General features: G+C 59.0%; 24 protein-coding genes. 14 read left to right on the plus strand and 10 right to left on the minus strand.

The window, feature by feature from the left end; all coding sequences use genetic code 11:
• Window positions 1–101 precede the first annotated feature (101 nt).
• Window positions 102–1,064: a universal stress protein UspE gene (gene uspE / locus ACSJLU_RS12715; protein WP_004938281.1), complete on the plus strand. Its 963-nt coding sequence runs from the start codon at window positions 102–104 to the stop codon at window positions 1,062–1,064.
• A 57-nt stretch (window positions 1,065–1,121) separates the two neighbouring features.
• On the opposite strand, the gene pntB is transcribed toward uspE, so the two are convergent.
• Entirely contained in the window at window positions 1,122–2,516 is a 1,395-nt protein-coding gene (gene pntB / locus ACSJLU_RS12720; protein ID WP_089180957.1) for a Re/Si-specific NAD(P)(+) transhydrogenase subunit beta, read from the minus strand.
• A gap of 10 nt (window positions 2,517–2,526) precedes the next feature.
• Window positions 2,527–4,056 carry a Re/Si-specific NAD(P)(+) transhydrogenase subunit alpha gene (gene pntA / locus ACSJLU_RS12725; protein WP_049207477.1) on the minus strand — a complete coding sequence of 510 codons (1,530 nt, stop codon included), beginning with the start codon at window positions 4,054–4,056 and terminating at the stop codon, window positions 2,527–2,529.
• Between the two features lie 537 nt (window positions 4,057–4,593).
• On the opposite strand from pntA, the gene ydgH reads away from it, so the two are divergent.
• The 4 genes from ydgH to ACSJLU_RS12745 all read left to right on the plus strand — a co-directional run bounded on the left by ydgH (window position 4,594) and on the right by ACSJLU_RS12745 (window position 8,313).
• On the plus strand, window positions 4,594–5,544 hold the full coding sequence (gene ydgH, locus ACSJLU_RS12730; RefSeq protein ID WP_025302966.1) for a DUF1471 family protein YdgH: 951 nt from the start codon (window positions 4,594–4,596) through the stop codon (window positions 5,542–5,544).
• Window positions 5,545–5,788: 244 nt separating this feature from the next.
• Window positions 5,789–7,180, plus strand: a complete 1,392-nt coding sequence (locus ACSJLU_RS12735) for an amino acid permease (protein ID WP_049207475.1) — start codon at window positions 5,789–5,791, stop codon at window positions 7,178–7,180.
• 218 nt (window positions 7,181–7,398) lie between these two features.
• Entirely contained in the window at window positions 7,399–7,884 is a 486-nt protein-coding gene (locus ACSJLU_RS12740; protein ID WP_261464123.1) for a hypothetical protein, read from the plus strand.
• Window positions 7,885–7,917: 33 nt separating this feature from the next.
• On the plus strand, window positions 7,918–8,313 hold the full coding sequence (locus ACSJLU_RS12745; protein WP_025302969.1) for a pyridoxamine 5'-phosphate oxidase family protein: 396 nt from the start codon (window positions 7,918–7,920) through the stop codon (window positions 8,311–8,313).
• Between the two features lie 99 nt (window positions 8,314–8,412).
• Here the strand turns inward: ACSJLU_RS12745 and ACSJLU_RS12750 are convergent, their stop codons facing one another.
• On the minus strand, window positions 8,413–8,823 hold the full coding sequence (locus tag ACSJLU_RS12750; RefSeq protein WP_049295707.1) for a hypothetical protein: 411 nt from the start codon (window positions 8,821–8,823) through the stop codon (window positions 8,413–8,415).
• 184 nt (window positions 8,824–9,007) lie between these two features.
• On the opposite strand from ACSJLU_RS12750, the gene folM reads away from it, so the two are divergent.
• The 4 genes from folM (at window position 9,008) to ACSJLU_RS12770 (ending at window position 13,367) form a co-directional block, all read left to right on the plus strand.
• Complete coding sequence (gene folM, locus ACSJLU_RS12755; protein WP_025302971.1) at window positions 9,008–9,730, plus strand: dihydromonapterin reductase; 723 nt, start codon at window positions 9,008–9,010, stop codon at window positions 9,728–9,730.
• A gap of 75 nt (window positions 9,731–9,805) precedes the next feature.
• Window positions 9,806–10,531 carry a two-component system response regulator RstA gene (rstA, locus tag ACSJLU_RS12760; protein ID WP_004938307.1) on the plus strand — a complete coding sequence of 242 codons (726 nt, stop codon included), beginning with the start codon at window positions 9,806–9,808 and terminating at the stop codon, window positions 10,529–10,531.
• The gene (rstB, locus tag ACSJLU_RS12765) at window positions 10,528–11,832 is read left to right on the plus strand and encodes a two-component system sensor histidine kinase RstB (RefSeq protein WP_164063268.1); all 1,305 of its coding nucleotides are present in this window, start codon (window positions 10,528–10,530) and stop codon (window positions 11,830–11,832) included. The genes rstA and rstB overlap by 4 nt, the downstream gene beginning before the upstream one ends.
• Window positions 11,833–11,867: 35 nt before the next feature.
• Window positions 11,868–13,367: a carboxypeptidase M32 gene (locus ACSJLU_RS12770; RefSeq protein ID WP_261464125.1), complete on the plus strand. Its 1,500-nt coding sequence runs from the start codon at window positions 11,868–11,870 to the stop codon at window positions 13,365–13,367.
• Between the two features lie 166 nt (window positions 13,368–13,533).
• On the opposite strand, the gene ACSJLU_RS12775 is transcribed toward ACSJLU_RS12770, so the two are convergent.
• Entirely contained in the window at window positions 13,534–14,439 is a 906-nt protein-coding gene (locus ACSJLU_RS12775) for an alpha/beta fold hydrolase (protein ID WP_380825163.1), read from the minus strand.
• A gap of 185 nt (window positions 14,440–14,624) precedes the next feature.
• On the opposite strand from ACSJLU_RS12775, the gene asr reads away from it, so the two are divergent.
• Window positions 14,625–14,900, plus strand: a complete 276-nt coding sequence (asr, locus tag ACSJLU_RS12780) for an acid resistance repetitive basic protein Asr (RefSeq protein ID WP_025302975.1) — start codon at window positions 14,625–14,627, stop codon at window positions 14,898–14,900.
• Between the two features lie 294 nt (window positions 14,901–15,194).
• Window positions 15,195–16,007, plus strand: a complete 813-nt coding sequence (locus tag ACSJLU_RS12785; protein WP_380825160.1) for a trypsin-like serine peptidase — start codon at window positions 15,195–15,197, stop codon at window positions 16,005–16,007.
• A gap of 98 nt (window positions 16,008–16,105) precedes the next feature.
• On the opposite strand, the gene hrpA is transcribed toward ACSJLU_RS12785, so the two are convergent.
• A complete protein-coding gene (gene hrpA, locus ACSJLU_RS12790) occupies window positions 16,106–19,993 on the minus strand; it encodes an ATP-dependent RNA helicase HrpA (RefSeq protein WP_380825157.1) in 3,888 nt (1,295 codons plus the stop codon).
• A 269-nt stretch (window positions 19,994–20,262) separates the two neighbouring features.
• Here hrpA and azoR point away from each other — a divergent pair, with 269 nt between their 5' ends.
• Window positions 20,263–20,868 carry an FMN-dependent NADH-azoreductase gene (azoR, locus tag ACSJLU_RS12795; protein WP_015377994.1) on the plus strand — a complete coding sequence of 202 codons (606 nt, stop codon included), beginning with the start codon at window positions 20,263–20,265 and terminating at the stop codon, window positions 20,866–20,868.
• On the opposite strand, the gene ACSJLU_RS12800 is transcribed toward azoR, so the two are convergent.
• From ACSJLU_RS12800 to ACSJLU_RS12820, 5 genes are all read right to left on the minus strand, one after another.
• Window positions 20,865–21,002 carry a hypothetical protein gene (locus ACSJLU_RS12800; protein WP_127145959.1) on the minus strand — a complete coding sequence of 46 codons (138 nt, stop codon included), beginning with the start codon at window positions 21,000–21,002 and terminating at the stop codon, window positions 20,865–20,867. The genes azoR and ACSJLU_RS12800 overlap by 4 nt on opposite strands.
• Window positions 20,987–21,310 carry a YdbL family protein gene (locus ACSJLU_RS12805; RefSeq protein WP_025302978.1) on the minus strand — a complete coding sequence of 108 codons (324 nt, stop codon included), beginning with the start codon at window positions 21,308–21,310 and terminating at the stop codon, window positions 20,987–20,989. Before ACSJLU_RS12805 ends, ACSJLU_RS12800 begins: the two co-directional genes overlap by 16 nt.
• Before the next feature lie 8 nt (window positions 21,311–21,318).
• A complete protein-coding gene (locus ACSJLU_RS12810) occupies window positions 21,319–21,516 on the minus strand; it encodes a YnbE family lipoprotein (protein ID WP_025302979.1) in 198 nt (65 codons plus the stop codon).
• Window positions 21,513–24,125: a YdbH family protein gene (locus ACSJLU_RS12815; RefSeq protein WP_147823854.1), complete on the minus strand. Its 2,613-nt coding sequence runs from the start codon at window positions 24,123–24,125 to the stop codon at window positions 21,513–21,515. Before ACSJLU_RS12815 ends, ACSJLU_RS12810 begins: the two co-directional genes overlap by 4 nt.
• A 324-nt stretch (window positions 24,126–24,449) precedes the next feature.
• A complete protein-coding gene (locus tag ACSJLU_RS12820) occupies window positions 24,450–25,271 on the minus strand; it encodes a LysR family transcriptional regulator (protein ID WP_043143653.1) in 822 nt (273 codons plus the stop codon).
• Between the two features lie 142 nt (window positions 25,272–25,413).
• Between ACSJLU_RS12820 and ACSJLU_RS12825 the strand changes: the two genes are divergently transcribed.
• On the plus strand, window positions 25,414–25,704 hold the full coding sequence (locus tag ACSJLU_RS12825; protein WP_025302982.1) for a putative quinol monooxygenase: 291 nt from the start codon (window positions 25,414–25,416) through the stop codon (window positions 25,702–25,704).
• A gap of 141 nt (window positions 25,705–25,845) precedes the next feature.
• Window positions 25,846–26,838, plus strand: a complete 993-nt coding sequence (locus ACSJLU_RS12830; RefSeq protein WP_025302983.1) for a 2-hydroxyacid dehydrogenase — start codon at window positions 25,846–25,848, stop codon at window positions 26,836–26,838.
• Window positions 26,839–26,874 lie beyond the last annotated feature (36 nt).

A 26,874-nucleotide genomic window follows, 5' to 3' on the forward strand; every position in this document is an offset into this window, starting at 1 on the left:
CGAAATTGTTGATCCGGCACGCTTCTGTTGTTGTTCTGTTTTTCAATGTTGGGTTACTCTGTAAATTAACAGACTGTTGATTTCAGCTGTAAGGAGGCCCTATGGCGAAGTATCAGAATCTTCTGGTGGCTATTGACCCCAATCAGGACGATCAGCCGGCATTGCGCCGCGCCGTGTACCTGGTAAAACGGAACGGCGGGCGCATCAAAGCCTTCCTACCCATTTACGACTTCTCTTACGAAATGACGACCCTGCTCTCCCCGGACGAAAGAACGGCGATGCGGCAAGGTGTGATCAGCCAACGCGCCGCCTGGATCAACGAGCAGTGTCGTTTCTATCTCAACGACGGCGTGCCGATCGAAATCAAAGTGGTCTGGCATAACCGCCCCTTCGAAGCCATCATTCAGGAAGTGCTTTCTGGCCAACATGACCTGCTGCTGAAAATGGCGCACCAGCACGACCGGTTGGAGTCGGTGATCTTTACCCCCACCGACTGGCACCTGCTGCGCAAATGCCCTTGCCCGGTGTGGATGGTGAAAGACCAGCCCTGGCCGGAAGGCGGCAAAGCGCTGGTGGCGGTCAACCTGGCCAGCGAAGAACCCTATCACGACCCGCTCAATATCAAACTGGTGCAAGAAACCGTCGAACTGGCGCAAAACGTCAACCAGACCGAGGTTCACCTGGTCGGCGCCTATCCCGTCACGCCGATCAACATCGCCATCGAACTGCCCGACTTCGACCCGAGCGTCTACAACGACGCCATTCGCGGCCAGCACCTGATCGCCATGAAGGCGCTGCGGCAGAAATTCTGCATTAAGGAAGAGTTCACCCACGTAGAAAAAGGCCTGCCGGAAGAGGTGATCCCCGATCTGGCCGAACACCTGCAGGCCGGCGTGGTGGTGCTGGGCACCCTGGGCCGCACCGGCATTTCAGCCGCCTTTATCGGCAACACCGCGGAACATGTGATCGATCATCTGAAATGCGACCTGCTGGTGATTAAACCGGAAAACTTCAACTGCCCGATCGAAGCGGATGAAGACGACGAACACGACGACGAAGATTAAGCTTCGCGCATAAAAAACGGGCCGCTAAGCGGCCCGTTTTTCTTTGGTTGCCCAATTTTACTTCTGCAACGCCCGCAGAATCGCTTCCACGCTGTCTTTGGCGTCGCCAAACAGCATCTGAGTGTTCTCCTTGAAGAACAGCGGGTTTTGCACGCCGGCGTAGCCGGTGTTCATCGACCGTTTGAACGCGATCACGTTCTGCGCTTTCCACACTTCCAGTACCGGCATGCCAGCGATCGGGCTGCGCGGATCTTCCAGCGCCGCCGGGTTCACCGTGTCGTTGGCGCCGATCACCAGCACGGTGTCGGTATCCGGGAAATCTTCGTTGATTTCATCCATCTCCAGCACCACATCGTACGGCACCTTCGCCTCCGCCAGCAGCACGTTCATGTGGCCCGGCAAGCGCCCGGCGACCGGGTGAATACCGAAACGGACCTTCACGCCGCGCGCCCGCAGTTTCTCGGTGATTTCCGCCACCGGATATTGCGCCTGTGCCACCGCCATGCCGTAACCCGGGGTGATGATCACCGAGGTGGAGTTCTTCAACTGCTCGGCCACCTCTTCCGCCGTGGTTTCACGGTATTCGCCCATCTCTTCGGCATCGCCGGTGGATGAACCGTCACTGCCGAAACCGCCGGCGATCACGCTGATAAACGAACGGTTCATCGCCTTACACATGATGTAAGACAGGATAGCCCCCGAAGAGCCCACCAGCGCGCCGGTGACGATCAGCAGATCGTTGCTCAGCATGAAGCCCGCCGCGGCCGCGGCCCACCCTGAGTAAGAGTTGAGCATCGACACCACCACCGGCATGTCGGCGCCGCCGATCGAGGCAACCAGATGCCAGCCGAACGCCAGCGCGATCGCCGTCATCAGCAGCAGCGTCACCACCTGCCAGCCCACGCTGTCGGCGCGCACGAACGCCACCAGCAGCAAGAACGAGATCACCAGCGCCGCCAGGTTCAGCTTGTGGCGATTCGGCAGCATCAGCGGCTTGGAAGAGATGATGCCGCGCAGCTTACCGAAGGCGACGATCGACCCGGTGAAGGTCACCGCACCGATAAAGATGCCGAGGAACACTTCGGTCAGATGGATATTCGCCATCACCGGTTCCATCGGCGCGCCGTGATCCAGGTAGCTATTGAAACCGACCAGCACCGCGGCCAGGCCAACGAAGCTGTGCAGCACCGCCACCAGTTCCGGCATTTCGGTCATCTCGACCTTCTTCGCCAGATAGACGCCGATCGAACCGCCGATGATCATGGCGATGATGATCCAGCCGACGTTGCCGGAATCCGGCCCCAGAATGGTGGCGAGCAGCGCGATCGCCATACCGGCGACGCCGAACAGGTTGCCCTGCTTCGACGTTTCATGACGCGACAGGCCCGCCAGGCTGAAAATAAACAAAATAGCGGCAACAATGTATGCAGCTGTAACCAATCCTCCAGACATTTGTTACCCCTTAGTTCTTGCGGAACATCTTCAGCATGCGCTGAGTGACGGTGAATCCACCAAAAATGTTGATGCTGGCGATCAGCACGGCGATAAAGGAGAGGAAACTCACCCAGCCGCCGTGGCCAATTTGCAGCAGCGCACCGACCACGATAATCCCTGATATCGCGTTGGTGACCGACATCAACGGAGTATGCAGCGCATGGCTGACGTTCCAGACCACGTAGTAACCGACCACGCAGGCCAGCGCGAACACGGTAAAGTGCGACAAGAACTCTTTCGGCGCCGCGTCCGCCAGCCAGCCGAACAGCAGGATCGCCAGGGCCATCAGGCCGTACTTCAGCCACGGCGAGGTCGGTTTGGCTTCGGGTTTGGCGACCGGTGCAGCGGCAGGTGCCGCTTTCGGCTGGGCGGAGACCTGGATTGGCGGCGCTGGCCAGGTGACTTCACCGCTGCGCACCACGGTAACGCCGCGGATCACCGTATCGTCGAAATCGATGTCGATCTCGCCGTTTTTCTCTTTCGATAGCAGCTTCAACAGGTTGACCAGGTTGGTGCCGTACAGCTGCGAAGATTGGGTCGGCAAGCGGCTCGGCAGGTCGGTATAGCCGATGATTTTCACGCCGTTGTCGGTCACGGTAATGGTGTCGGCCACGGTCAGTTCGCAGTTGCCGCCGGTTTGCGCCGCCAGATCGACGATCACGCTGCCCGGCTTCATCGACGCCACCATCTCTTTGGTGATGAGCTTCGGCGCCGGTTTGCCTGGGATCAGCGCGGTGGTGACGATGATATCAACCTCCGCCGCCTGTGCGGCAAACAGCGCCATCTCGGCCTTGATAAAGGCTTCGGACATCACTTTGGCGTAACCGTCGCCGCTGCCCGCTTCCTCTTCAAAATCCAGCTCGAGGAATTCCGCGCCCATGCTCTGCACCTGCTCTTTCACTTCCGGGCGGGTGTCGAAGGCGCGCACGATGGCGCCGAGGCTGCCCGCAGCGCCGATCGCCGCCAGGCCGGCCACGCCGGCGCCGATGATCATCACCTTAGCCGGCGGCACTTTGCCGGCGGCGGTGATCTGGCCGGTGAAGAAGCGGCCGAACTCATGCGCCGCTTCGACGATCGCGCGGTAGCCGGCGATGTTAGCCATCGAGCTCAGCGCATCCATCGACTGGGCGCGCGAGATGCGCGGCACCGAATCCATCGCCAGCGCGGTGACGTTGCGCGCCGCCAGCTTGGCCATCAGCTCGGGGTTTTGCGCTGGCCAGATAAAGCTGACCAGCGTGCTGCCTTCGCGCATCAAGGCGATCTCGTCGTCTTGCGGCGCGTTGACTTTCAGGATCAGATCCGACTGCCACACTTCGTTTTCGTCGACCAGCGCCGCACCGGCGGCTTCGTAGGCGACGTCGTCAAAACTGGCCAGTTTGCCCGCCCCGCGTTCAATCGCGACGGTAAAACCCAGCTTCAGCAGTTGTTCCACCGTTTTCGGCGTGGCTGCGACCCGGGCTTCATTGGCCAACCGCTCTCTTGGTACACCAATACGCATAATGTTCCCTTCTCACCTGTCTTGGATGATGTTTATTATTTTCCTGCCCATAGCACGACGCCACCGGCGAGCAAGGCGTTAACTTGCCCGCACTGATTTCAGACGCCAACTATAACCTACTGAAAATAAGGTCGATGATCCATAATTGCTTACGCATTCAGCTCTGTTTTTACATAAAAATGCCGCGCGTGATATGACAAATCGCAATTTACTGTGAAAAAATCCATACAGAACAGCACATTCTGCGTGACAAGAGGTTTACGCCCGGCGTAACGATTGATGGCCACGTGCGGCGAAAGAGCATAAAAGTTATCATTTTGTGAATAATTAACATTAATGACACCAAAGCCTTTATTATGGAAACTTATGATGATGGCGCCATCCGTGCGGCCCGCGTCAACGTAAGCGATTTGTCGCACTGGATAACATAAAATGCTGAGACAGTTTTCAGAATTACATGTAATAATCGACGGCTGAATTACACTTAAACAGTTCAGTACGTTATAAACGTTAATGCGCTAGGCGAAAGGATTTTTTATGAAGCTGAAGACCACGATCATCGCGTCAGCCTTGTTATCACTCACCGCGCTGTCTGCTCATGCGGCGCAAGAGTTAACTCCTGAGAAAGCAGCGGCGCTGAAGCCGTTTGATCGCATCACGATTACCGGCCGCTTCAATGCCATCAATGAAGCCGTCGACGCCGTATCCCGCCGTGCAGACAAACTGGGTGCCGATTCCTTCTATATCCAGGACAGCAACAACAGCAACAACGGCGGCAACTGGCGCGTCACCGCAGACCTTTATCATAAAGATGCGCCAGAAGTGAGCAAAACACCAAAATACCGCGTATTTAACGGCGTGAATGAACTGCCTAAAGAGGAAGCCTACCTGCTGGAGCCTTACGATACCGTGAGCGTCAGCGGTTTCTACCGCAGCCAGCCGGACATCAACGACGCCATCTCCAAAGAAGCGCAGAAAAAAGGCGCCGCCTCGTTCTTCATCGTGCGCCAGGTTGACGCCAACTCCGGCGGCAACCAGTTCGTCACCGCGTACATCTATAAGGCCGATGCGCCGAAACGCCGCGTGCAGAGCCCGGACGCTATCCCGGCTGATTCTGACGCCGGCCGCGCCGCACTGGCCGCCGGTGGTGCCGCAGCCGCGAAAGTCGAAATCCCTGGCGTCGCGTCTTCCGGTTCGCCAAGCCGCGAAGTGGGCCGTTTCTTCGAAACGCAGTCCTCTACCGGCCAGCGCTATACCGTCACGCTGCCTAACGGCACCAAGATCCAGGAAGTGAACAACGTGACCGCCGCGCAGATGGTGCCGTTCGATTCCGTCACCTTCACCGGCCACTTCAACAGCATGACCGACGTGTCCACCGAAGTGGCGAAACGCGCGGCCGAGAAAGGCGCCAAGTACTATCACGTCACTCGCCAATGGCAGAACAAGAGCGGCGGCAACCTGACCGTCAGCGCCGATCTGTTCAAATAAAACCCGCTTTTCGGTTTACCATCGGGCAGCCCTTGAGCTGCCCGTTTTTATTGCCGTTCTTTTCGCCACTCGTTGAATAGTTTTTTGTAAATTCCGCATATTCAATCATTGCATCTCTAATCATCCCTCCGTAGAATTTGCGCCAATTTTTAGGGCTATTGTCTATTCGCGCAGTGGTTGTTAACACATTGTTGCCGCCAAGCAGTTCCCTTCCAGTTGTTTATTCTGCGTTCAGGATCCGTCATTGGAAAAAAAACTCGGTCTTACCGCGCTAACCGCTTTGGTGCTCAGCTCGATGCTGGGCGCCGGCGTGTTCAGTCTGCCGCAAAACATGGCGCAGGTCGCCAGCCCCGCCGCGTTGCTGCTGGGTTGGGGGATCACCGGCGTCGGCATTCTGTTTTTGGCGTTCGCCATGCTGTTGCTTACGCGTCTGCGCCCGGATCTGGACGGCGGCATCTTCACCTACGCCAAAGAAGGATTCGGCGAGCTGATGGGCTTCTGCTCCGCCTGGGGTTACTGGCTGTGCGCCGTGATCGCCAACGTCTCGTATCTGGTGATCGTGTTTGCGGCGCTGAGTATTTTCACCGATCGCGGCGGCAACGTGATTCTCGGTGACGGCAATACCTGGCAGGCGCTGATCGCCGAATCCGCCCTGCTGTGGATCGTGCACGCGTTGGTACTGCGCGGCGTGCAAACTGCCGCCAGCATTAACCTGGCGGCCACCCTCGCCAAGCTGCTGCCATTGGGGATGTTCGCCGTTTTGGCGGCGATCGCCTTCAAAATGGACGTGTTCACGCTGGATTTCAAAGGTGTCGCCCTCGGCAAGCCGGTGTGGGAACAGGTCAAGGATACCATGCTGATCACCCTGTGGGTGTTTATCGGCGTGGAAGGCGCCGTGGTGGTTTCTGCTCGCGCCCGCAATAAGAAAGACGTGGGCCGCGCCACCATGCTGGCAGTGCTGTCGGCGCTGGCGGTGTACCTGATGGTCACCTTGCTGTCGCTGGGCGTGGTGCCGCGCAGCGAACTGGCCGACATGCGCAATCCGTCGATGGCGGTGCTGATGGTGGAACTGATTGGCCCGTGGGGAGACGTGATCATCGCCGCCGGTCTTATCATCTCCGTGTGCGGCGCCTACCTCAGCTGGACCATCATGGCGGCGGAAGTGCCGCTGCTGGCCGCACAGCACGGCGCGTTTCCGCGCGTGTTCGGCAAGCAGAACCGCCATCACGCCCCAGCGTCTTCGCTGTGGCTGACCAACATCGCGGTGCAGCTAGCGCTGGTGCTGATCTGGCTGACCGGTAGCAACTACAACTCGCTGTTGACCATCGCGTCGGAAATGATCCTGGTGCCTTACTTCTTGGTCGGCGCATTTCTGTTTAAGGTGGCTTACCGCCGCCGCGACAAACGCCTGATCTTCGCCGCCACCGGCGCCTGCGTCTATGGTTTATGGCTGCTGTACGCTTCCGGTCTGATGCACCTGCTGATGTCGGTGCTGCTGTATGCGCCGGGCCTGTTGGTGTTCATGTACGCCCGCCGCGGCCATCAGGATATCAATCTGCTGAATCGCCTGGAAAAAGGCAGTATCTTACTGCTGTTGGTGGCCACGCTGCCCGCCGGCTGGTTTATGCTGCACTAAAGTGCCCCGTCAATGCGGCTGCCCGTCAGCCGCATTTTGCTTCCTCTTTTTCCCTGCTACCACGCTCCCCCCTTTGCACAGTCAGCCATGCGCCACGCTTGCGATCTCAAATGCAATTAATTATCATTATCATTTATTGGTTAGTGGTAAGACGCGAGTGCCCCTGGCGAGAGGCGTCAGGCGGCGGATGAAGACAGGCTGAAAATGGAAGGCATTTCATGGCTGAGAAACTGCTGCACGCATTACCTTTGTTTGCCGCCTGGGAGGCGCTGATCGCCGAGGGCAACACGGCGTTTAATCAGCGGCACGATCGCCAGGCGATGACCAGCTATCAACAGGCGCTGGAGGGGGCTCAGGCGATCATCGCCGAGAAGCCTTGGCTGAATGCGGACTATACCGCCAGATTTGAAGCGCTGAGTATTTTCGAGTCTGCCCTTGCCGCGCTGATCGTCACGTTCAACAACATCACCCATCTGCGCCTGCGGCAGAAGCCTCTGCGCGGCATCGAGCTGCATGTTCATCAGGCCCGAGTCGCTATCGAGCAACTCTTAGCCGATTCGTCGCTGTGCGAACAGATGCAGCAGATCGCTGAGCGGCACCTCCTGCGCTTCAGGATTGAAACCCTGCACTTACTGCGCGAGCACCGCCTGCCGGAAACCAGCATCTGCTCGCCCGCTACCCACCATTCCGCCACCGTGCATTAACAGTGACACATCAACCTGAGGGGTAATCTGCCCATGAATGAATTGAATGACGAGATGAAGAAGATGCTGGCTAAACAGCTGCCAGTGCAGGCAACCAGCAGCCCGAGCGGCGTGCCCGATATCGGCCCCAAGCGTTCTCTGCGCCTCTATGATGACCGTACACTGATTTACAACGAAAATACCGGTGGCCAAACGCTGCAAAACATCAAGGAAGGCTCGAAAATGGCCGTTGTGGTCATCGACCGCGAGGCACTGGACGGCTACCGCTTCGTTGGTACACCCGAACTGTTTCTGACGGGCAAACCGTTTGACGAGGCGCTGGCATTTGCAGAAAAAAACGGGATGAATCCGCCGAAATACGCGGTGTTAATACATATAGACAGTATTTACACCCTGCGTTCCGGTCCCAATGCCGGGACCCGACTTTAGACAGCACGCGTCACGCGGCGTGAGATTTCACGTTCATGGTTAGGCCATCTCAGCAGGTCAATTGCCTAACCATGAACGGGCGGCCGGGTTGATTCCCGGTCAGCTTTTAGGGGGAATGGTGACGGTCATACGCTCACCCACCAGGGTGATCGCAATGCCTTCCGCGCACTCTTTTTGAATGGCCGCCAGCTGTTGCGCCTCCAGCGCATAGGGCAGCTGAATATCAAATACCGTCAGGCCCTGCTGCTGCGCCAGGTCAATCAGGCGCACGATATTGGTTTCATCGCTAACCTGCGTTGACACCACCTGCAACGCCAGCTCTTTCAACTGCTCTTTGCGCGTTTGTGACGTGGTCACGCGCGATTTCAACACCATGCCGAAGATCGGCATCACACCATAAATAGCATCAACAAAGCGCCAGTGCTTCCTGCACGATGCGGACAGAAAATCCATGTAGTCAAAACAGATTTTCTCACTGCGCGCGATGGATGCAAGGTGATTGCTGTTCATCCCCTCATTCCTCTCATGGCCAGTGTTAACCCGTGGTCTTTCAAGCCGCCGCCGGACGGCAACCTGAAATGCATTGGGGATCTTACATCCAGAAATGGATAATCATGCGAAGCTTTAACGACTTTCCGCCGTATGATGGCATAATTCCCCTATTGTTTGCCAGTCTGTCCAGGAGCTTTAATCAATGGAACACCCCAACTCTGCCCCGGTGCTGATTACCGGCGGCGCGCGGCGCATAGGGCTGGCGCTCGCCAGAGCGTTTCTCCAGCGCGGCGTTCCGGTCATTATCGCCTATCGCAGCGAATATCCGGCGATGGCCGAGTTGCAGGCCTTGGGCGCCCGCTGCATTCAGGGCGACTTTGCCACACATGAAGGTATCTACCGTTTCGCCGACCAGGTGCGGCAAGTGGCGCCCAAGCTGCGCGCGATGATCCACAACGCCAGCGCCTGGCAGGCCGAGTCACCGGAGGTGCCGCCGGAACAGGTGATGGCAGCAATGCTGCAAATTCACGTTTACACGCCCTATTTGCTCAACCAGCTGCTCGAATCCTGTCTGACCGGCCAGGGCCAGGCTGGCGCCGACATTATCCATCTCACCGACTACGTGGTGGAAAAAGGCAGCGACAAGCATATCGCCTACGCCGCCAGCAAGGCTGCGCTGGACAATATGACTCGTTCGTTTGCCCGCAAGCTGGCGCCGGAGGTCAAGGTCAACGCCATCGCGCCGGCGCTGATCATCTTCAATCCGGGCGACGACGAAGCCTATCGCCAGCAGGCGCTGGCGAAATCGCTGATGAAGGTCGCGCCCGGCGAAAGTGAAGTGGTCAATCTGGTGAACTACCTGCTGGAAAGCCGCTACGTCACCGGCCGCACCCACGGCGTCGACGGCGGCCGGCCGCTGCGCTGACGCCAAGATCCGCATGGCGCAACGTCGCGGGCCGCGCTATGCTCAAATCCGCTTTTTATATTAAAACACGGGCATATGCATAAAATTGTTTTTGTGGAAGACGATCCTGAAGTCGGCAAACTGATCGCCGCCTATCTGGGCAAACATGACATCGAGGTGCTGATCGAACCGCGTGGCGACAGCGCGCAGGCGCGCATCGAGCGCGAGCAACCCGATTTGGTGCTGCTGGACATCATGCTGCCCGGCAAAGACGGCATGACGCTGTGCCGCGATCTGCGCCCTACCTTCCCCGGCCCGATCGTGCTGCTCACTTCGCTCGACAGTGACATGAACCATATCCTGTCGCTGGAGATGGGCGCCAACGACTATATCCTGAAAACCACGCCACCGGCGGTGTTGCTGGCGCGCCTGCGTTTGCACCTGCGCCAACACAGCCAACAGCCGAAAGAAGAGTCGGTTCAGCCGCTCACCCAGCATAACGCGCTGCATTTCGGGCTGCTGTGCATCGATCCGGTCAACCGTCAGGTTACGCTGGGCGAAGAAACCATCACCCTGTCCACCTCGGATTTCGATCTGCTGTGGGAGCTGGCGACCCACGCCGGGCAGATCATGGATCGCGAGGCGTTGTTGCAAAACCTGCGCGGCGTAAGCTACGACGGTATGGATCGCAGCATCGACGTGGCGATCTCCCGCCTGCGTCGTAAGCTGTACGACAATGCGCTGGAGCCGTTCCGCATCAAAACCGTGCGCAACAAAGGCTATCTGTTCGCCCCTAACGCCTGGGCATCGGTGCAACAATGAGAAAACTTTTCGTCCAGTTCTTCCTGCTGCTGTTCGTCTGTTTTCTGGTGATGGCGATGCTGGTCGGCCTGGTGTACAAGGTGACCGCCGAGCGCGCCGGCCGCCAGTCGATGGACGATCTGATGAAAAGCTCGCTGTACCTGATGCGCAGCGAGCTGCGCGAAATCCCGCTGAAGGACTGGAACAAGACTATCGCCACGCTGGATCTCAATCTGTCGTTCAAGCTGCATATCGAACCGCTCGGCAAACAGGAACTGAGCGAGGATCTGAAAAAGCGGCTGCGGCTGGGTGAAATCATCGCCCTCGACGATCAGTACACCTTTATGCAGCGCATTCCGCGCAGCCACTATGTATTGGTGGTCGGCCCCATTCCTTATCTGTTCTATCTGCACCAGATGCGCCTGCTGGATCTGGTGTTGCTGGTGTTTATCGGCATGTCGCTGGCGCTGCCGGTGTTTCTGTGGATGCGGCCGCACTGGCAAGACCTGCTCAAACTGGAAAACGCCGCCCAGCGGCTCGGCGCCGGGCATCTGGATGAACGCACCCACTTCGATCCCACTTCCAGCCTGAGCCGGCTCGGCGTGGCGTTCAACCAGATGGCCGACAACGTCAACACCCTGATCGCCAGCAAGAAACAGCTGATCGACGGCATCGCGCACGAGCTGCGCACGCCGCTGGTGCGCCTGCGCTATCGGCTCGAGATGAGCGATAACCTGTCCGAAGGCGAACAGCAGGCGCTGAACCGCGATATCGGCCAGTTGGAGTCGCTGATCGACGAGCTGCTGACCTATGCCCGCCTGGACCGGCCGCAGGTTGCGCTAAACATTGAACCCATCGATCTGCCAAAGTGGCTGGAGGACAAGATCGACGATATCCGTCTTATTCATCAGGAACGCGACATCCAGCTCGATATCCCGCACGTCGGCGACTTTGGCGGCGTCGATCTGCGCCTGATGGAACGCGTGCTCGATAACCTGGTCAATAACGCGCTGCGCTATTCCGAGCAGCGTCTGCGCGTGGGTCTGTGGTTCGACGGCGACCTCGCCTGTTTGCAGGTCGAAGATGACGGGCCGGGTATCCCGCCGGAAGAGCGCGAGCGGGTATTCGAGCCTTTCGTTCGCCTCGATCCCAGCCGCGATCGCGCCACCGGCGGCTGCGGACTGGGGCTGGCCATCGTCCATTCCATCGCCGTCGCCTACCAGGGACAGGTGTTCGTCGAGAGCAGTTCGCTCGGCGGCGCCAGTTTCCGTTTCTGTTGGCCGGTGAAGCCGACATTCAGTTTAAAAGCCGATCTGGCGTAATACCGCCGGACCCTTCTCATTGGAGTCGAATAATAATGACATCTGCACATTCCAACACGTCTGCTTACGATCACCTGCGCGCGCTTTTTAGCCGTCTGTCGCGTTTCGGCCACCTGTCCGCCATCGCCGGTTGGGACATGCAAACCATGATGCCGCCGGGCGGCAGCAAGGCGCGCTCCGAAGCACTGGCCGAGCTGAGCGTGCTGCAGCACCAGCTTTTAACAGCGGAAAGCACCGGCGCGCTGTTGGATCGCGCGCAGCAAGAGACGCTGGACGAGATCGACCGCGCCAACCTGCGCGAAATGCGCCGCCAGTATGAAGACGCGGTGCTGCTACCGGCGTCGCTGGTCGAAGCCAAATCGCTCGCCGGCGCGCGCTGCGAACACGCCTGGCGCGCCCAGCGCCCGGCCAACGACTGGGACGGCTTCGCCGAGAACCTGCGCGAAGTGGTCAAACTCAGCCGGGAAGAGGCGCAGATCCGTGCGCAGGCGGCCGGCACCAGCCGTTACGACGCCCTGCTCAATCTGTATGAACCGGGCATGCGCAGCAGCGATCTCGACCGCATCTTCGGCGATCTGAAAACCTGGCTGCCGGATCTGCTGCAGCGCGTGGTGGCCAAACAGGCTAATGAGCCCTGCCAGGCGCCACAAGGTCCGTTCAATGTGGACACCCAGCGCCAGCTGAGCCTGAGCGTCATGAAACTGCTCGGTTTCAACTTCGACAACGGCCGTGTCGACGTCAGCGCCCACCCGTTCTGCGGCGGCGTGCCGGAAGATGTACGCATCACCACGCGCTACAACGAAAAAGAGTTCTTGACCGCGCTGCTCGGTATCGTGCACGAAACCGGCCACGCCCGTTACGAACAGAACCTGCCGCGCGATCTGCTCGGCCAGCCGGTCGCCCTGGCCCGCTCTACCGCCATCCACGAATCGCAGAGCCTGCTGTTCGAAATGCAGCTGGCGCGCGGCAATGAATTCCTGAAAATCTTGCGTCCGCTGGTCACCGCGCAATTTGGCGAACAGCCGGCGCTGGAAGAAGCCAACTTCATTCGCCTCAACCAGCGCGTTAAACCGGGCCTGATCCGCGTCGACGCCGACGAGGTGAGCTATCCTGCCCACGTCATCCTGCGCTACGAAATTGAAAAAGCGTTGATCGAAGGCGAGGTCGAAGTGGAAGACATTCCGGCATTGTGGAATGAAAAGATGCACGCTTACCTCGGCCTCGACACCATCGGCAACTATCGCAACGGCTGCATGCAGGATATCCACTGGACAGACGGCGCGTTCGGCTACTTCCCGACTTACACCCTCGGCGCGATGTACGCCGCGCAGCTGTTCCACAGCGTGCGCCAGGCCCTGCCTTCGCTGAGCGAGGATATCGCCTCCGGCAATCTGCAGCCGCTGTTCCACTGGCTGCAGCACAACATCTGGCGCCACGGTAGCCGCTTCCCGACCGAGACGCTGATCGCCAACGCGACCGGTGAAGCGCTCAACCCACGCTACTTCCGTCAGCATTTGGAAAACCGCTACCTGTAATCTCTCCTGGCGCGGCCCTGCCGCGCCCTTTTTTCCTCTGGTTGACCTGACACTGTTCCATAGTGCACTTTCCTGCGGGTAACGCCTTGGCTACAGAGTGGCGGGTGGCCACCCACCATTAGTATGTTGTAACTAAAAAAGCAAAAATACCGAACCAACCGGCCTCTCATCCCAATGCATGGCGGGCGATCATCGCCGCCAGCTGCGGCCTCAACGCGGCGGGCAGGTCATGCCCCATGCCCGGCATAATCTGCAATCTGGCGTTGGCGACGGCCCGAGCGATCGCCACCCCGCCGGCCTTGCGCACCAGCCGATCGCGATCGCCGTGACTCACCAGCGTCGGCGCGGCGATGCGCCGGCTGTAACGCCGCAGATCGCCGCTGCCTAGCAACGCGGAAAGTTGCCGCTGCATGCCTGCCGGATCCACACCCCGCTTCAGCAACCGCGTCACCAGGGCATCCAGCTCCGCCTCCTCCGGTGGATAAGTCGCGGTGCCAAGCGCGCGCAGAAAGGCCTTCATCCCTTCCTGGCGCTGCTGCAGCGTCATATCGGCGGCAGGCCGGCGCACCAGCAACCACAGCAGCGAAGGCGCCGGCGGCGGCAACAGCGGCTGATTGGTGCTGGAAAACAAGATGCATAACGAGGCGACGCGCTGCGGGTATTCGGCGGCCAGCACCTGGGCGATCATCCCCCCCATCGAAGCGCCCAGTACGTGAGCCTGCGGAATGCGTAAATGATCGAGCAGATGCGCCGCGTCCGTTGCCATGTCCGCCAGGGTATAAGGCACCGGCGTTTGCCAGCCAAGCTGGGCGCGCAACATCAGCAGCCACAATGGCTGTGAGCGTTGTGCCTGCGTTTTTCCTGAAAGGCCGACGTCGCGGTTGTCATAACGGATCACCCGAAACCCCATGGACACCAGGGCGCGGCAGAAGTCGTCAGGCCACAACAGGAGCTGCGCGCCGATGCCCATGATGAGCAACAACGGCGGGTGCGTCTCATCGCCCCAGTCCTCATAGGCCAGCGGCACCTCGCCCTGTTCAGTCACGCCACAACGAATCGTTATCTCGTTCATTTTAAATCCCTTTTTTCTTGTCTGGCGGTCATTATAGCAGCAATCCCCCTCGCCACCGCCGCCCTGTACATTAGGTTACATGCCGAAACCAATCACTCACGGAAAGCCGGACGCCGTTTGCCTACTATCATCTCAACGGCCCCGCAGTGGGGTTGGTACCCAAAAGTCATGTTGAGGATTCTGCGATGAAAAAAGTATTAGCTCTGGTTGTTGCCGCTGCAATGGGTCTGTCTTCCGTGGCTTTCGCTGCCGAGGCTGCCACCACCGCACCTGCGGCTACCGCAACCACCGCCACCGCTGCGCCGGCTAAAGCTCAGGTGAAACACCACGGCAAGAAAGCCCCGGTTCAGAAAGCTCAGGCGGCCAAAAAGCATCACAAAAAAGCCGGCAAGAAAGCCCCGGCGCAAAAAGCCCAGGCGGCTAAAAAGCACCACAAGAAAGCCAGCCACAAAAAAGCGTAATGTCGTGAGGGTCCCCTCACCGTTTCAGGCTTGACGTGTACGACACCCGGTTCACCGGGTGTTTTTTCATCGGGGGGTTCTCATTGATGCTGCGCCGCTACCTGTTCGAGATCGTTCTGACCGCCCTGATCCTTTGCGGACTGATCGCCGTCTTTTTTTACCTGTAGCCTGCCGCATCGCCGGCGGGAAATTATTGAAAAATCAATTATTGCCCATCCACATGGCTGCTAAATCAGTCTATAGTTAGCATTCAGTGTGTTTATGGATGATCCGTATTTGTCAGGCAAGAGATCTATGCGCATATCCGTTTTACTGTTGCTGTGTTCACTCCCGCTCATCGCTTCTCAGGCGGCACGCGCAGACGGCCCGTCCAAGGCCGAGCAAACGCGTCTGTTTTTCGGCAAAGATGAACGAATCAAGGTCACGGATACCGACGCCAAGCCGTGGCAGGCCATCGGCCAGGTCGAAACCGCCAGCGGCAATCTGTGTACCGCCACGCTGATCTCCCCACACCTGGCGTTGACCGCCGGCCACTGCGTGCTGGCACCGCCGGGGCAATTGGATAAAGCCATCGCTCTGCGCTTCGTGGCGGGTGATAAGTCGTGGCAGTATCAAACCGACAATATCGAGACCCTGGTCGACAGCAAACTGGGCAAAAAGCTGAAGCCGGACGGTGATGGCTGGATCGTCCCGCCCGCCGCGGCCGCTTATGACTTTGCGCTGATCCGTCTGAAAGACAAAAAACCGCTGCCGATCGCACCCTTGCCGCTGTGGCAAGGCGACAGCAAGGCGCTGACTCAGGCCCTGAAACAGGCCAAACGGCTGATAACTCAAGCGGGCTACCCGGAGGATCATCTGGATGACCTCTACAGCCACCAAAACTGCAAGGTCACCGGCTGGGCCCAGCAAAGCGTACTGTCGCACCAGTGCGATACTCTGCCCGGCGACAGCGGTTCGCCGCTGCTGTTGAAAACCGCCGACGGCTGGCAACTGATCGCCATCCAAAGCTCGGCACCGGCGGCGAAAGATCGCTATCGCGCCGATAACCGTGCCCTGGCGGTGCCCGGTATCCGCGAAGCGCTGGACGCGCTGGCGGCAGGCAAATAATCCTCTCTCAACGGCGCATTATGCGCCGTTGCTGTTGCTCTGCTCTGCGAATTTCAACTTGCGCTGCGCCGGCCGCTTGCCGGCCGGTGCGGCTGAGCTTAGCTCGAAAGCTGCTCGATAGTTTGCAAAATGCGCTTATCGGAGATCGGGTAAGGCGTGCCCAACTGTTGCGCGAACAGGCTGACGCGCAGCTCTTCTATCATCCAGCGCACCGCTTTTACTTCTTCCTCCTGCTGTCGCTTCGGCGGCAGCTTGTTCAGCCACTGCTGCCACGCCTGCTGCACCTGCTCCACCCGCAACATCTGCGCGCGATCGCGGTGCGGATCAATAGCCAGTTTTTCCAACCGCCGCCCGATCGCCTGCAGGTAGCGCAGCGTATCCGGCAGGCGCTTCCATCCGTTGCCAGTCACGAAGCCGCGGTAAACCAGCCCGCCGAGCTGGGTCTTGATGTCCGACAGCGCCAGCGCCAACGACATGTCCACCCGGCCTTTCAGCCGTTTGTTGATGTTGAAGACCGCCGTCAGGATCTGTTCAACCTGCTTGGCCACCTCGACGACCGTGTCGTTCAGCTCGGCGCGGATCTGCTCCTGCAGCCGTGCAAAGTCTGCTTCTTGCCAGACCGGGCCGCCGTGTTCGGCGATCAGCTTGTCGATGCCGCACGATATGCAGTCGTCGATCAGCTCCAGCACCTTGCCGTACGGGTTGAAATAGAGCCCCAGCTTGGCTTTGTTCGGCAGTTTCTCATGCAGGTATTTGATCGGTGAAGGAATATTCAACAACAGCAGGCGACGCGTGCCCTGCCACATCGCCTGTTGCTGCTCGCTTTCGCTGTCGAACAGGCGGATCGCCACGCTGTCCTTTTCATCCACCAGCGCCGGGTATGCCTTCATCGAATAGCCGCCGCGCTTCTGCTCGTAAAACGCCGGCAATTGGCCAAAGCTCCAGACATGCAGGTTACTCTGCTCCAGTCCGTCATCGGCCACCGCCGACAGCGTCTCCTGCACCTTCTCTTTCAACTGCAGGCGCAAGGCGGCCAGATCTTTGCCTTCGCGCAGCGTCTGGTTTTTCTCGCCCACCACGCGGAAGGTCATCTTCAGATGATCGGGCACCTGATCCCACTGCCAGTCATCACGTGACACGGTCACGCCAGTCATGCGCCGCAGCTCGCGCTCCAGCGCGTCCAGCAGCGGCAATTCCAGCGCCGTTACGCGGCCAAGGAACGCCTCGGCGTAGTTCGGTGCCGGCACGAAGTTGCGACGCACCGGTTTCGGCAGCGACTTGATCAGCGCAATCACCAGCTCACGGCGGATGCCGGGGATCTGCCATTCGAAGCCCTGCTCCTCCACCTGGTTGAGGATCGGCAGCGGGATGTGCACCGTCACGCCGTCAGCGTCGGTGCCCGGTTCAAACTGGTAGCTCAGCCGCAGCTTGAGGTTGCCCTGATGCCAGAAGTTCGGGTAATCCAGCGCGCTGATCTTGTTGGCGCCGTCTTTGATCAGCATCTCTTTTTCGAAGTTCAGCAGATCCGGCTGCTGCTTGGCCGCGCTCTTCCACCAGCTGTCGAAATGACGGCCGGACACCACGTCGTTGGGGATGCGGCGATCGTAGAAGCCGAACAGCATTTCGTCATCCACCAGAATGTCGCGGCGGCGCGATTTATGCTCCAGTTCTTCCACCTCGGCGCGCAGCTTTTGGTTTTCGCGGAAGAAGGCGTGGCGCGTCTGCCAGTCTCCCTCTACCAGCGCATGGCGGATAAACAGCTCACGGCACAGCAGCGGATCGATGGCGCCGTAGTTGACCTGGCGCGCCGCAACGATCGGCAGACCAAACAGCGTGACCTTTTCGCTGGCCATCACCGCCCCCTGCGACTTCGACCAGTGCGGTTCGCTGTAGCTGTGTTTCACCAGGTGCTGAGCCAGCGGCTCGATCCATTCCGGTTCGATGCGCGCGGCGATGCGTCCCCACAGGCGGCTGGTTTCCACCAGTTCGGCCACCATGGTCCACTTCGGTGGCTTCTTGAACAGGCCGGAGCCGGGGAAGATCGAGAAGCGGGCGTTGCGCGCGCCGGTAAATTCCTGTTTGTCCGCATCTTTCTGGCCAATGTGCGACAGCAGGCCGGTCAGCAGCGCGGTGTGGACGCTGCGGTAGTCGGAAGGCGTGCTGTTGATCGGCAGCCCCAGTTCTTTCACCACCTGGCGCAGTTGGGTATAGATATCCTGCCACTCGCGCACCCGCAGGTAGTTGAGAAAATCGTTGCGGCACAGCCGGCGGAACTGACTGGAAGAGTTCGCCTTTTGCTGCTCCTGCAGATAATCCCACAGGTTGACGAACGCCAGGAAGTCCGAGTCTTTGTCGGCAAAACGGCGGTGTTTTTCATCCGAGGCCTGCTGCTTATCCATTGGGCGCTCGCGCGGATCCTGAATCGACAGCGCGGCGGTAATGATCATCACCTCGCGCACGCTGCCGCTCTTCTGCGCTTCCAACACCATGCGCGCCAGACGCGGGTCGATCGGCAACTGCGCCAGCTGCCGGCCCTGCGGCGTCAGCTGATAGTGGCCGTTATCGGCGGTGGTGATCGCCCCCAGCTCTTCCAGCAGGCGCACGCCATCCTGAATGTTGCGCTTGTCCGGCGCCTCGACAAACGGAAACGCGGCGATGTCGCCCAGCCCCAGCGAGGTCATCTGCAGAATGACCGACGCCAGGTTGGTGCGCAGAATTTCCGGATCGGTAAACGCCGGCCGCGAGAGGAAATCCTGTTCAGAGTACAGACGGATGCACACGCCCTCCGACACGCGGCCACAGCGCCCTTTACGCTGGTTGGCGGAGGCCTGCGACACCGGCTCGATCGGCAGGCGCTGCACCTTGGTGCGGAAGCTGTAGCGGCTGATGCGCGCGGTGCCCGGATCGATGACGTATTTGATGCCCGGCACCGTCAGCGAGGTTTCCGCCACGTTGGTGGCCAGCACGATGCGGCGGCCGTGGTGCGACTGGAAAACCCGGTTCTGCTCGCTGTTCGACAGGCGCGCATACAGCGGCAGCACCTCGGTGTGCGGCAAATTGAGACGGTTCAAAGCGTCGGCGGTATCGCGGATCTCGCGCTCGCCGCTCATGAAGATCAGAATGTCGCCCGGCCCTTCGCGCCCAAGCTCGTCCACCGCATCGAAAATCGCCTGCAGCTGGTCGCGGTCGGTATCATCGCCGTCGTCCACCACCGGGCGGTAACGCACCTCCACCGGGTAGGTGCGGCCGGAAACCTCGATGATCGGCGCATTGTTGAAGTGGCGCGAGAAACGCTGCGGATCGATGGTCGCCGAGGTGATGATCACCTTGAGATCCGGGCGCTTCGGCAGCAGTTCGCGCAGGTAGCCGAGAATAAAGTCGATATTCAGGCTGCGCTCGTGCGCTTCATCGATGATCAACGTGTCGTACTGCATCAGCAGGCGATCCTGCTGAATCTCCGCCAGCAAGATACCGTCAGTCATCAGCTTGACCAGGGTGTTTTCCCCCACCTGATCGTTGAAGCGCACCTTGTAGCCCACGCTGCCGCCGAGCGGGGTTTCCAGCTCGTCGGCAATGCGGTTGGCGACGGTGCGCGCCGCCAGGCGGCGCGGCTGGGTATGGCCGATCAGCCCTTTCACCCCACGCCCCAGCTCCAGACAGATCTTCGGCAACTGGGTGGTTTTTCCCGAGCCGGTCTCCCCGGCGACGATCACCACCTGGTGGTCGCGGACAGCGTTTAAGATGTCCTGCTTTTTTTGGCTGACCGGCAGGCTTTCCGGATAGGTAATGCGCGGGCAAGACGCGGCGCGCGCCTGCACTTTTTGCCGCGCCGTCGCGATGTCGCTTTCCACGTCGGCGGCGACCGCCAGCTGGGCATCGGGATTTTTGATTTTTCGTGCGCCCTGCAGGCGACGACGCAGGCGTTGTTGATCGCGGAGCATCAGCTCGCCCAGTTGGGCCGGCAGTGCCTCGAGCGGAGATTTCACGTTCGGTGTTCCTTGTTTCTTCGCCGCCAAGGCCAGGCTTGGCAACGGTTTAATGTTTTTTTAGCGATTTTTTTGCTTTAGCCGCACAGCCTATCACAAACGGCTTTCTCCCCCTACTTCCGCGAGTAAAGCGTCGCCATGTCATTCAATAAAATTGAACGGAGATCTCGAAATATTGCGCTATCACTGTTGGGGGAATGTGAATAGCATGTACTTCATGCAAGGGACGCTGAGTCCTGATGTCACTGTCACAACGTAAGGAATTATCGATGAGCAACGTATTGGTTCTGAAATCAAGCATCCTGGCGACCTACTCTCAGTCTAACCAACTGGCCGATTTCTTCGTAGAGCAATGGAGCAACGCCCACAGCGGCGACACCATCACCGTGCGCGATCTGGCCGCACAGCCAATCCCGGTGCTGGACGGTGAACTGGTCGGCGCGCTGCGTCCTTCCGATGCTCCGTTGACTCCACGTCAACAAGAAGCGCTGGCCCTGTCGGACGAGCTGATCGCCGAGCTGCAGGCCAATGACGTCATCGTGATTGCCGCACCGATGTACAACTTCAACATTCCGACCCAGCTGAAAAACTATTTCGACCTGGTTGCCCGCGCCGGCGTGACCTTCCGTTACACCGAAAACGGTCCGGAAGGCCTGGTGAAAAACAAACGCGCCGTGATCCTGACCAGCCGCGGCGGCATCCATAAAGGCACCCCGACCGACCTGGTAGAACCTTACCTGCGTCTGTTCCTGGGCTTCATCGGCATCACCGACGTGGAGTTCGTCTTCGCGGAAGGCATCGCCTATGGCCCGGAAGTGGCGACCAAAGCACAGGAAGACGCCAAGGCGGCCCTGTCTCAGGTGGTTGCTGCCTAAGACCCTGCGCAGGGGCGCCGAGCCCCTGCCGGACAAGAGGCAAGTCCTGTCAAACCTGCACTACCCTCATAATAATCATCTATCCGTATCTTTTGGCGCGCCAGACGGCGCGCTTTTTTTATTTCTTCAGCCACTGCCCGTTGATGCCGCGCACATACTCGCCGCTCTGCGCCCGCGTCACCAGCTTCTGCCCGGCCATGCGCGCCACTTCGTCGACGGCGATATGGTTGCCGTTCGCCACTTCCTGATACTTCTCGGCGCGGCCGGCGTTGATGCGTTTCACCAGCGCCAGGGTTTCCGCGTCCTGCTTCACCGGCGCGATGTAGCCGCTCAGGGTTTCACCTACCCGCCCTTGCTGCTTCGCCTCATCCAGCGTCAACGCCATCGCCATGCCACTGAACAACCAGGCGGCGCCGGCCAGCCACAAATAACGTTTTTTCATGTCGGCTCCTAGAACAGACCGCTTTGGGTTTTCAGCAGGTTTTCGACGTCCTTATCCACCTTGATATGAATTTCATGCTCGATCTTGACGTTCATATTGATGGTGATCGGATCCTTCGGCGTCGCCACCTCGATGCGCGGCACGCAGCCGCTCAGCAGCGAAACGCACAGCACCGCTGCCAGCGTCGACACACTCATGATTTTCATTGTTGCTCCCCAGGTTGTGAGAGGGCCTGCTCCAGCCACTCCTGTAAATTGTCGCCGAAGCGCAAACTGCGCCACAGCTGAAACACGTTTTCCTGATGGCGATAGTTCAGGATCACCTCGCGCTTGGCGCTTTTCTGCGGGTTGATGCCGTCGATGCGCGCGCTCAGCGTCAACTCGCCCAGGTTGTCGAGATCGACCCGGGCATGCGAACGGTTGATTTCCATGTAGCGCAACCAGTCTATCGCCGCGCCGGTCGCCAGGTTATTGCTGCCGATGGCGTCGGCCATGTCTTTGTCCAGGCGCAGCGTCAACGTGCCGGCGTTGGCGATCCAGCCGTTTTGCACCAACCACTTCGGATGGTTCAGGAACAGCGGCAGCTCGCCGTCGACCCGGCCGGACATGGCGAACTGCTTCGGTTTCAGGGCGGTAAACAGCGCGCTGAGATCGACCTTATCCAGCTTCAGCACCGCGGCGTCATGCTGCGGCAACCGCAGCGCCGACAGGCTGATATGCCCGTTGAGCATGTCCACGCCGACGTTGCTCAACGTCAGCGGCTGCCCTTCGCTATAAGGATAGGTGCCCTGCAGATCGGCGGAAATGTTCTGCATCTCGAACAGGTTGGTGAAAGACTTGATGCGCAGCGATACCGGCTGTTTAGCTCCCAATTGCCAGTGATGCTGCTTGAAACGGTACGACAGGATGAAATCCAGGCCGCTCATTTCGCCGTCTTTCAGCCACATGCCGCCGTTTTTCACCACCCAGTGGCCACCGGCCTCGAACCCTTGTTCACGGGCGGCGGAAAACGCCGACTGCGCGTAAAACTCGCCGTCGCGCAGCGTGAGATTGAGATCCGGTGCCAACAGCGGTTGGAAGACCTTCAGCGACTGTTTCGGCCACCAGCCTTCGCCGCGCAGACGTTCGCCGTCCCAACGGCCGCGCAGCGCGATCGGCCCGATCTGTTGCGCCTGCAGCTTGCCCTGCATCTGGAAACTGTCCGGCGAACGGCCGTTCACCTGCAGCGCCAGCACCGGCGCCGGCAGATAGCCACCGTCGCTGAAGCTGACCTTATCCGCCGCCAGCTGGAATTCGCCGTTGAACTGCGGGCTTTGTTCATCACGCTGCCAGCGCAGCGGCTGGTTGAGGCTCAAGCGCGGCGCGGCGACCGTCACCAGACCGTACTTCAATTTGTCGAAACCGGTGGAGAGCTTGTCGAGCACCAGCTCGCTGTCCTGCCAACGACCGCTGCCGGCGACGTCCCAGGCGGCCTGCAGCGGCGGCAACCGGCCGTTGCCCCAGTAACGCCACTGCCAGTCGCCCTTGTCCGGCCAGAAATCCTGCGCCTGGCCGTCCAGGTGGAGCTTGAAACGCCCCCAATAACTGTCGCTGGCGCTCAAAATCGCCTGCAGGCGGCCGGTGATGCCGGCGGCGGTCACCTTCACGCCGGCCAGCGGTAGACGCGCCTCTTCCAGCGTCATTTCCGGCGTCACTTTGCCCCACAGACGCAGCAGCGAACCTGGCTGCAGAACCAGCGTCGGGTTAAGAATGCTGCCGCCGATCACGCCCGGGATCGACGCGGTGGTGGAGAAATCGGCCAGATTGGCCTGCCCGGTCAGTTGGAAGCGCAGATCGCTGTCGGTCAACCCCACCTTGCCCGGCCCGAGGGTGAGCACCGCATTACCCTTGCCGTTGTGGCCGGCGGTGATCACGTTCAGCCGCGCGCTGATCTCCGTTTCATCCAATCCCTTGCTCCAGTCGTGCAGCGCGATGCTGAGGCCGCCGTTCAACGGCTGTCCGCTGTAGGGCCAACGCCACTCGCCCTGCTTGATGCTGACCCGCTGCGGGGTCACTTCCCACGGCAGCACCGCCAGCGGCCGATCGTCGCCTTTCTCGCTCACCGTCAACACGCCCTGCTGCTGTTGCCAGCGCATATCCAGCAAAACCGGTTTTTCCAGATAGGCCGTCTGCATTTCACCCTGCAACGCGCCCTGCTTCGGCAGGCTGGCCAGATCCAGCGGGAGAGTTATCTTACCGGCTAGGTGCAGCGGTTGCGCGCTGTTGGGCGGGACGACGGTCAGACTCTGCAACGTCAGCTGCTGTTTTTCATCCAGCCGCGCCTCGGCGCTGAGATTCGGTCCCCGATAATGCAGACGTTGCCCGTCGGGGCCGGAGGAAATCTGTAGCTTGCCGGCATAGCGCTGCCAGGGAATAAGCGTCAGATCATTAATGGTGAGATCCAGCGCCGGCAGTTGCCGCTGCAATTGATCAAGCGCGAGCGGCGCGCTGTTGGCGTCGCCGCCCGGCAGTTTTGACAAACAGGCGCTATCGACGCTGACCTTATCGCTCGACAGCTGCCAGCGGCCTTGGCGGTAAGCCAGCCGCGTCGGACCGACGTTGGCCAGCAGGCAATCTTGCGCGGTGAAACGTGCCCCCGGCAACGCCAGGCCGCCCTGGCGCCAATGCAACTTGCCCTGTAACTCAAGTCGGCTTCCCGCCGGCAACCAATGCGATAACACCCCCGGCAGCCAGCGCGGCAAAGTTTGCCATAACGCCAGCACCAGAATTGCACAGCCCGCCACGGTCCCTATGAATACTTTCAATCGCCTGGTCATTAAATGATTGCTTCGTTCCTGAGTTAGGCATTGGTTAAGTCTATGCCTGAATTGACAATAATGATGGCACGAATTTGACATAGGGTGAAGCTGAGCGGGGTCGCAAAGGCGATTTGCACCTTTTTAGCGCAAACGTGTGCGAAGTTGTAGATTTTCGTTACATATACATCACATAAATAGGACGGTTTTCAGACTTTTGTTATTGTCGTTACCGTTGATGATTAATAGTCTTGCAACCATTCTAATAAAAGTTTAGCTGCTAGCTAACTGTGTACTAGAGAAGCCATTCCCCACACCCCCGTGGGGATTTTTTTGCCGCTAATTTCAAATCACGGCCTCAATAAAAGCCTGTACTATGCGGCTGTCGCTCGCTTTACGCCAGATAGCATAAATATCGCTGCGCATTTCATTCCCGCACTCGGTATACGCAACCTCCCGCTGTCGCGCCAGGCTCTCAGGGACAAACGCATACCCCAACCCCGCGCTTACGCAGGCGAATATCACGTCATAGCATTCCACCTCCAGCAGCGCGGCGGGGATCACTTGCTGCTTTTGCAGCCAGGCGTCCACCAGATGGCGATAGTGGCATTGACGCGAATAAACATAGAGATCGCTTTTTGCCAACAACGCTGGCTGATACGCCCCGCCAATGAAGACCAAACGCTCCTGAAAAGCACGCCGGCTCTGCAGCTGCGGATGTTCTATCGGCCCATCTGAAAACACCACGTCCAGAGTTCCTTTTTGCAATTGAAACTCCAGATCCAGCGAATAGCCCTGCACCACACTCAACTGAACGCGGCGGTTCTGCGCACGGTAATGCGCCAACTTTTGCGGCAGATGATGACTCAAGGCGATATCCAGCGCGCCAAGCTTCAGTTCACCCTGCACCGGATCCTGTTCAAGCTGCGCTCGCGCCCGCTCTTCGATAGCCAAAAAGCGCTTGGCTTTATGGTAAAGCGCCCGGCCTTCCGGTGTGAGCGACAGTCGATTGCGCTCACGATCAAATAGCGTAACGCCACACGCCATTTCCAACTCTTTTAATTTCTTGGTCACGTTAGAGGGCACGCAAAACAGCCTCTCAGCCGCTGCCGTGAGACTCTCTGACTCAACCACCATGCAAAAGGTCACCAACTGAGCACGTTTCAATATCACAAACCTTCACCAAAAATGAATAGCAACGGAACTTTATTTCACTTTTAGTCAACCATCAAGTCCGTAGAATCCTCGCAGTCAGCACATTGCTGCCACCTGGAAATTCCAGTTTCATTATCGACTGAGGAAATAAACCATGATCACGCTCAATGTCTTTTTTCAGGTCAATCCGGCCAAACGCCCCGCGTTTCTCAGCCTGCTCAACACCATGGTGCAGGAATCCAATAAAGAAACCGGCTGCTCTTTTTACCAGCTTTGGCAATGCCAGAACGATGAAAACAGCTACGCGCTGATCGAAAACTGGGACGATAAGGCGGCGCTTTCGGCACACCAGAAAACCCCGCATTGGGTCGCCTTTAACGATGCCGTCAACGGGTACTTGACCCATGACTACGATGAGCATCATTACACGGAAATCGCTCGCTAACATCGCGTGAACCGGCCCTATGGGGCCGGTTTCATCCTCTTGGTTGACCGAACAACCCCCACGCTGGCCAAACCGCTAACCAATTGTCGAATTTACTAAAATCTGTTAAATTGATCACAAAATCACGGTGGAGAAACCACGATGAAATTGGCGATATACAGTACCAAACAGTATGACCGTAAATATCTCGAACTGGTGAATCAGCAGTTTGGCTATGAGCTGGAATTCTTCGACTTTTTACTCAGCAAAAAAACCGCCAAAACGGCCGCCGGTTGCAAGGCGGTGTGTATCTTCGTCAACGACGACGGCAGCCGTGAAGTGCTCGAAGAACTGGCGGCACTGGGCGTCGAGATCCTCGCCCTGCGCTGCGCCGGTTTTAATAACGTCGATCTGGACGCCGCCAAAGAACTGGGCATCAAGGTAGTGCGCGTGCCGGCCTACTCGCCGGAGGCCGTGGCAGAACACGCGGTAGGCATGATGATGTGCCTGAACCGCCGTATTCACCGCGCTTATCAACGCACTCGCGACGCCAATTTCTCGCTGGAAGGGCTGATCGGTTTTAACATGCACAACCGCACCGCCGGCGTGATCGGCACCGGTAAAATCGGCGTGGCGACGATGCGCATTTTGAAAGGCTTCGGCATGAAGCTGCTGGCCTACGATCCGTTCCCGAGCGAACAGGCGCTGGCGCTGGGCGCGGAGTATGTCGACCTGAAAACGCTGTACGCGCAATCCGACGTGATTACCCTGCACTGCCCGTTGACGCCGGAAAACCACCATCTGCTGAATGCCGACGCCTTCGCGATGATGAAAAACGGCGTAATGGTGATCAACACCAGCCGCGGCGCGCTGATCGACTCTACCGCCGCCATCGACGCGTTGAAGCAGCAAAAAATCGGCGCGCTCGGGATGGACGTCTACGAGAACGAACGCGATCTGTTCTTTGAAGACAAGTCTAACGACGTGATTCAGGATGACGTGTTCCGCCGCCTGTCGGCCTGCCACAACGTGCTGTTCACCGGCCATCAGGCTTTCCTGACCGAAGAGGCGCTGACCAGCATTTCGCAAACCACGCTGCAGAACATCAGCCTGTTGGATCGCGGCGAAGCCTGCCCGAACCAGCTGAACGCCTGAGCGTAACTTCGGGGCGCCCTTGCGGCGCCCTGTTTA

The organism is Serratia bockelmannii (assembly GCF_051803255.1).
Taxonomy (GTDB): domain Bacteria; phylum Pseudomonadota; class Gammaproteobacteria; order Enterobacterales; family Enterobacteriaceae; genus Serratia; species Serratia bockelmannii.

Coding starts and splice junctions, on each gene's coding strand:
- uspE (WP_004938281.1), top strand. CDS start 102: ATGGCGAAGTATCAGAATCTTCTGGTGGCTATTGACCCCAATCAGGAC.
- pntB (WP_089180957.1), bottom strand. CDS start 2,516: ATGTCTGGAGGATTGGTTACAGCTGCATACATTGTTGCCGCTATTTTG.
- pntA (WP_049207477.1), bottom strand. CDS start 4,056: ATGCGTATTGGTGTACCAAGAGAGCGGTTGGCCAATGAAGCCCGGGTC.
- ydgH (WP_025302966.1), top strand. CDS start 4,594: ATGAAGCTGAAGACCACGATCATCGCGTCAGCCTTGTTATCACTCACC.
- ACSJLU_RS12740 (WP_261464123.1), top strand. CDS start 7,399: ATGGCTGAGAAACTGCTGCACGCATTACCTTTGTTTGCCGCCTGGGAG.
- ACSJLU_RS12745 (WP_025302969.1), top strand. CDS start 7,918: ATGAATGAATTGAATGACGAGATGAAGAAGATGCTGGCTAAACAGCTG.
- ACSJLU_RS12750 (WP_049295707.1), bottom strand. CDS start 8,823: ATGAACAGCAATCACCTTGCATCCATCGCGCGCAGTGAGAAAATCTGT.
- folM (WP_025302971.1), top strand. CDS start 9,008: ATGGAACACCCCAACTCTGCCCCGGTGCTGATTACCGGCGGCGCGCGG.
- rstA (WP_004938307.1), top strand. CDS start 9,806: ATGCATAAAATTGTTTTTGTGGAAGACGATCCTGAAGTCGGCAAACTG.
- rstB (WP_164063268.1), top strand. CDS start 10,528: ATGAGAAAACTTTTCGTCCAGTTCTTCCTGCTGCTGTTCGTCTGTTTT.
- ACSJLU_RS12770 (WP_261464125.1), top strand. CDS start 11,868: ATGACATCTGCACATTCCAACACGTCTGCTTACGATCACCTGCGCGCG.
- ACSJLU_RS12775 (WP_380825163.1), bottom strand. CDS start 14,439: ATGAACGAGATAACGATTCGTTGTGGCGTGACTGAACAGGGCGAGGTG.
- asr (WP_025302975.1), top strand. CDS start 14,625: ATGAAAAAAGTATTAGCTCTGGTTGTTGCCGCTGCAATGGGTCTGTCT.
- ACSJLU_RS12785 (WP_380825160.1), top strand. CDS start 15,195: ATGCGCATATCCGTTTTACTGTTGCTGTGTTCACTCCCGCTCATCGCT.
- azoR (WP_015377994.1), top strand. CDS start 20,263: ATGAGCAACGTATTGGTTCTGAAATCAAGCATCCTGGCGACCTACTCT.
- ACSJLU_RS12805 (WP_025302978.1), bottom strand. CDS start 21,310: ATGAAAAAACGTTATTTGTGGCTGGCCGGCGCCGCCTGGTTGTTCAGT.
- ACSJLU_RS12810 (WP_025302979.1), bottom strand. CDS start 21,516: ATGAAAATCATGAGTGTGTCGACGCTGGCAGCGGTGCTGTGCGTTTCG.
- ACSJLU_RS12815 (WP_147823854.1), bottom strand. CDS start 24,125: ATGACCAGGCGATTGAAAGTATTCATAGGGACCGTGGCGGGCTGTGCA.
- ACSJLU_RS12825 (WP_025302982.1), top strand. CDS start 25,414: ATGATCACGCTCAATGTCTTTTTTCAGGTCAATCCGGCCAAACGCCCC.
- ACSJLU_RS12830 (WP_025302983.1), top strand. CDS start 25,846: ATGAAATTGGCGATATACAGTACCAAACAGTATGACCGTAAATATCTC.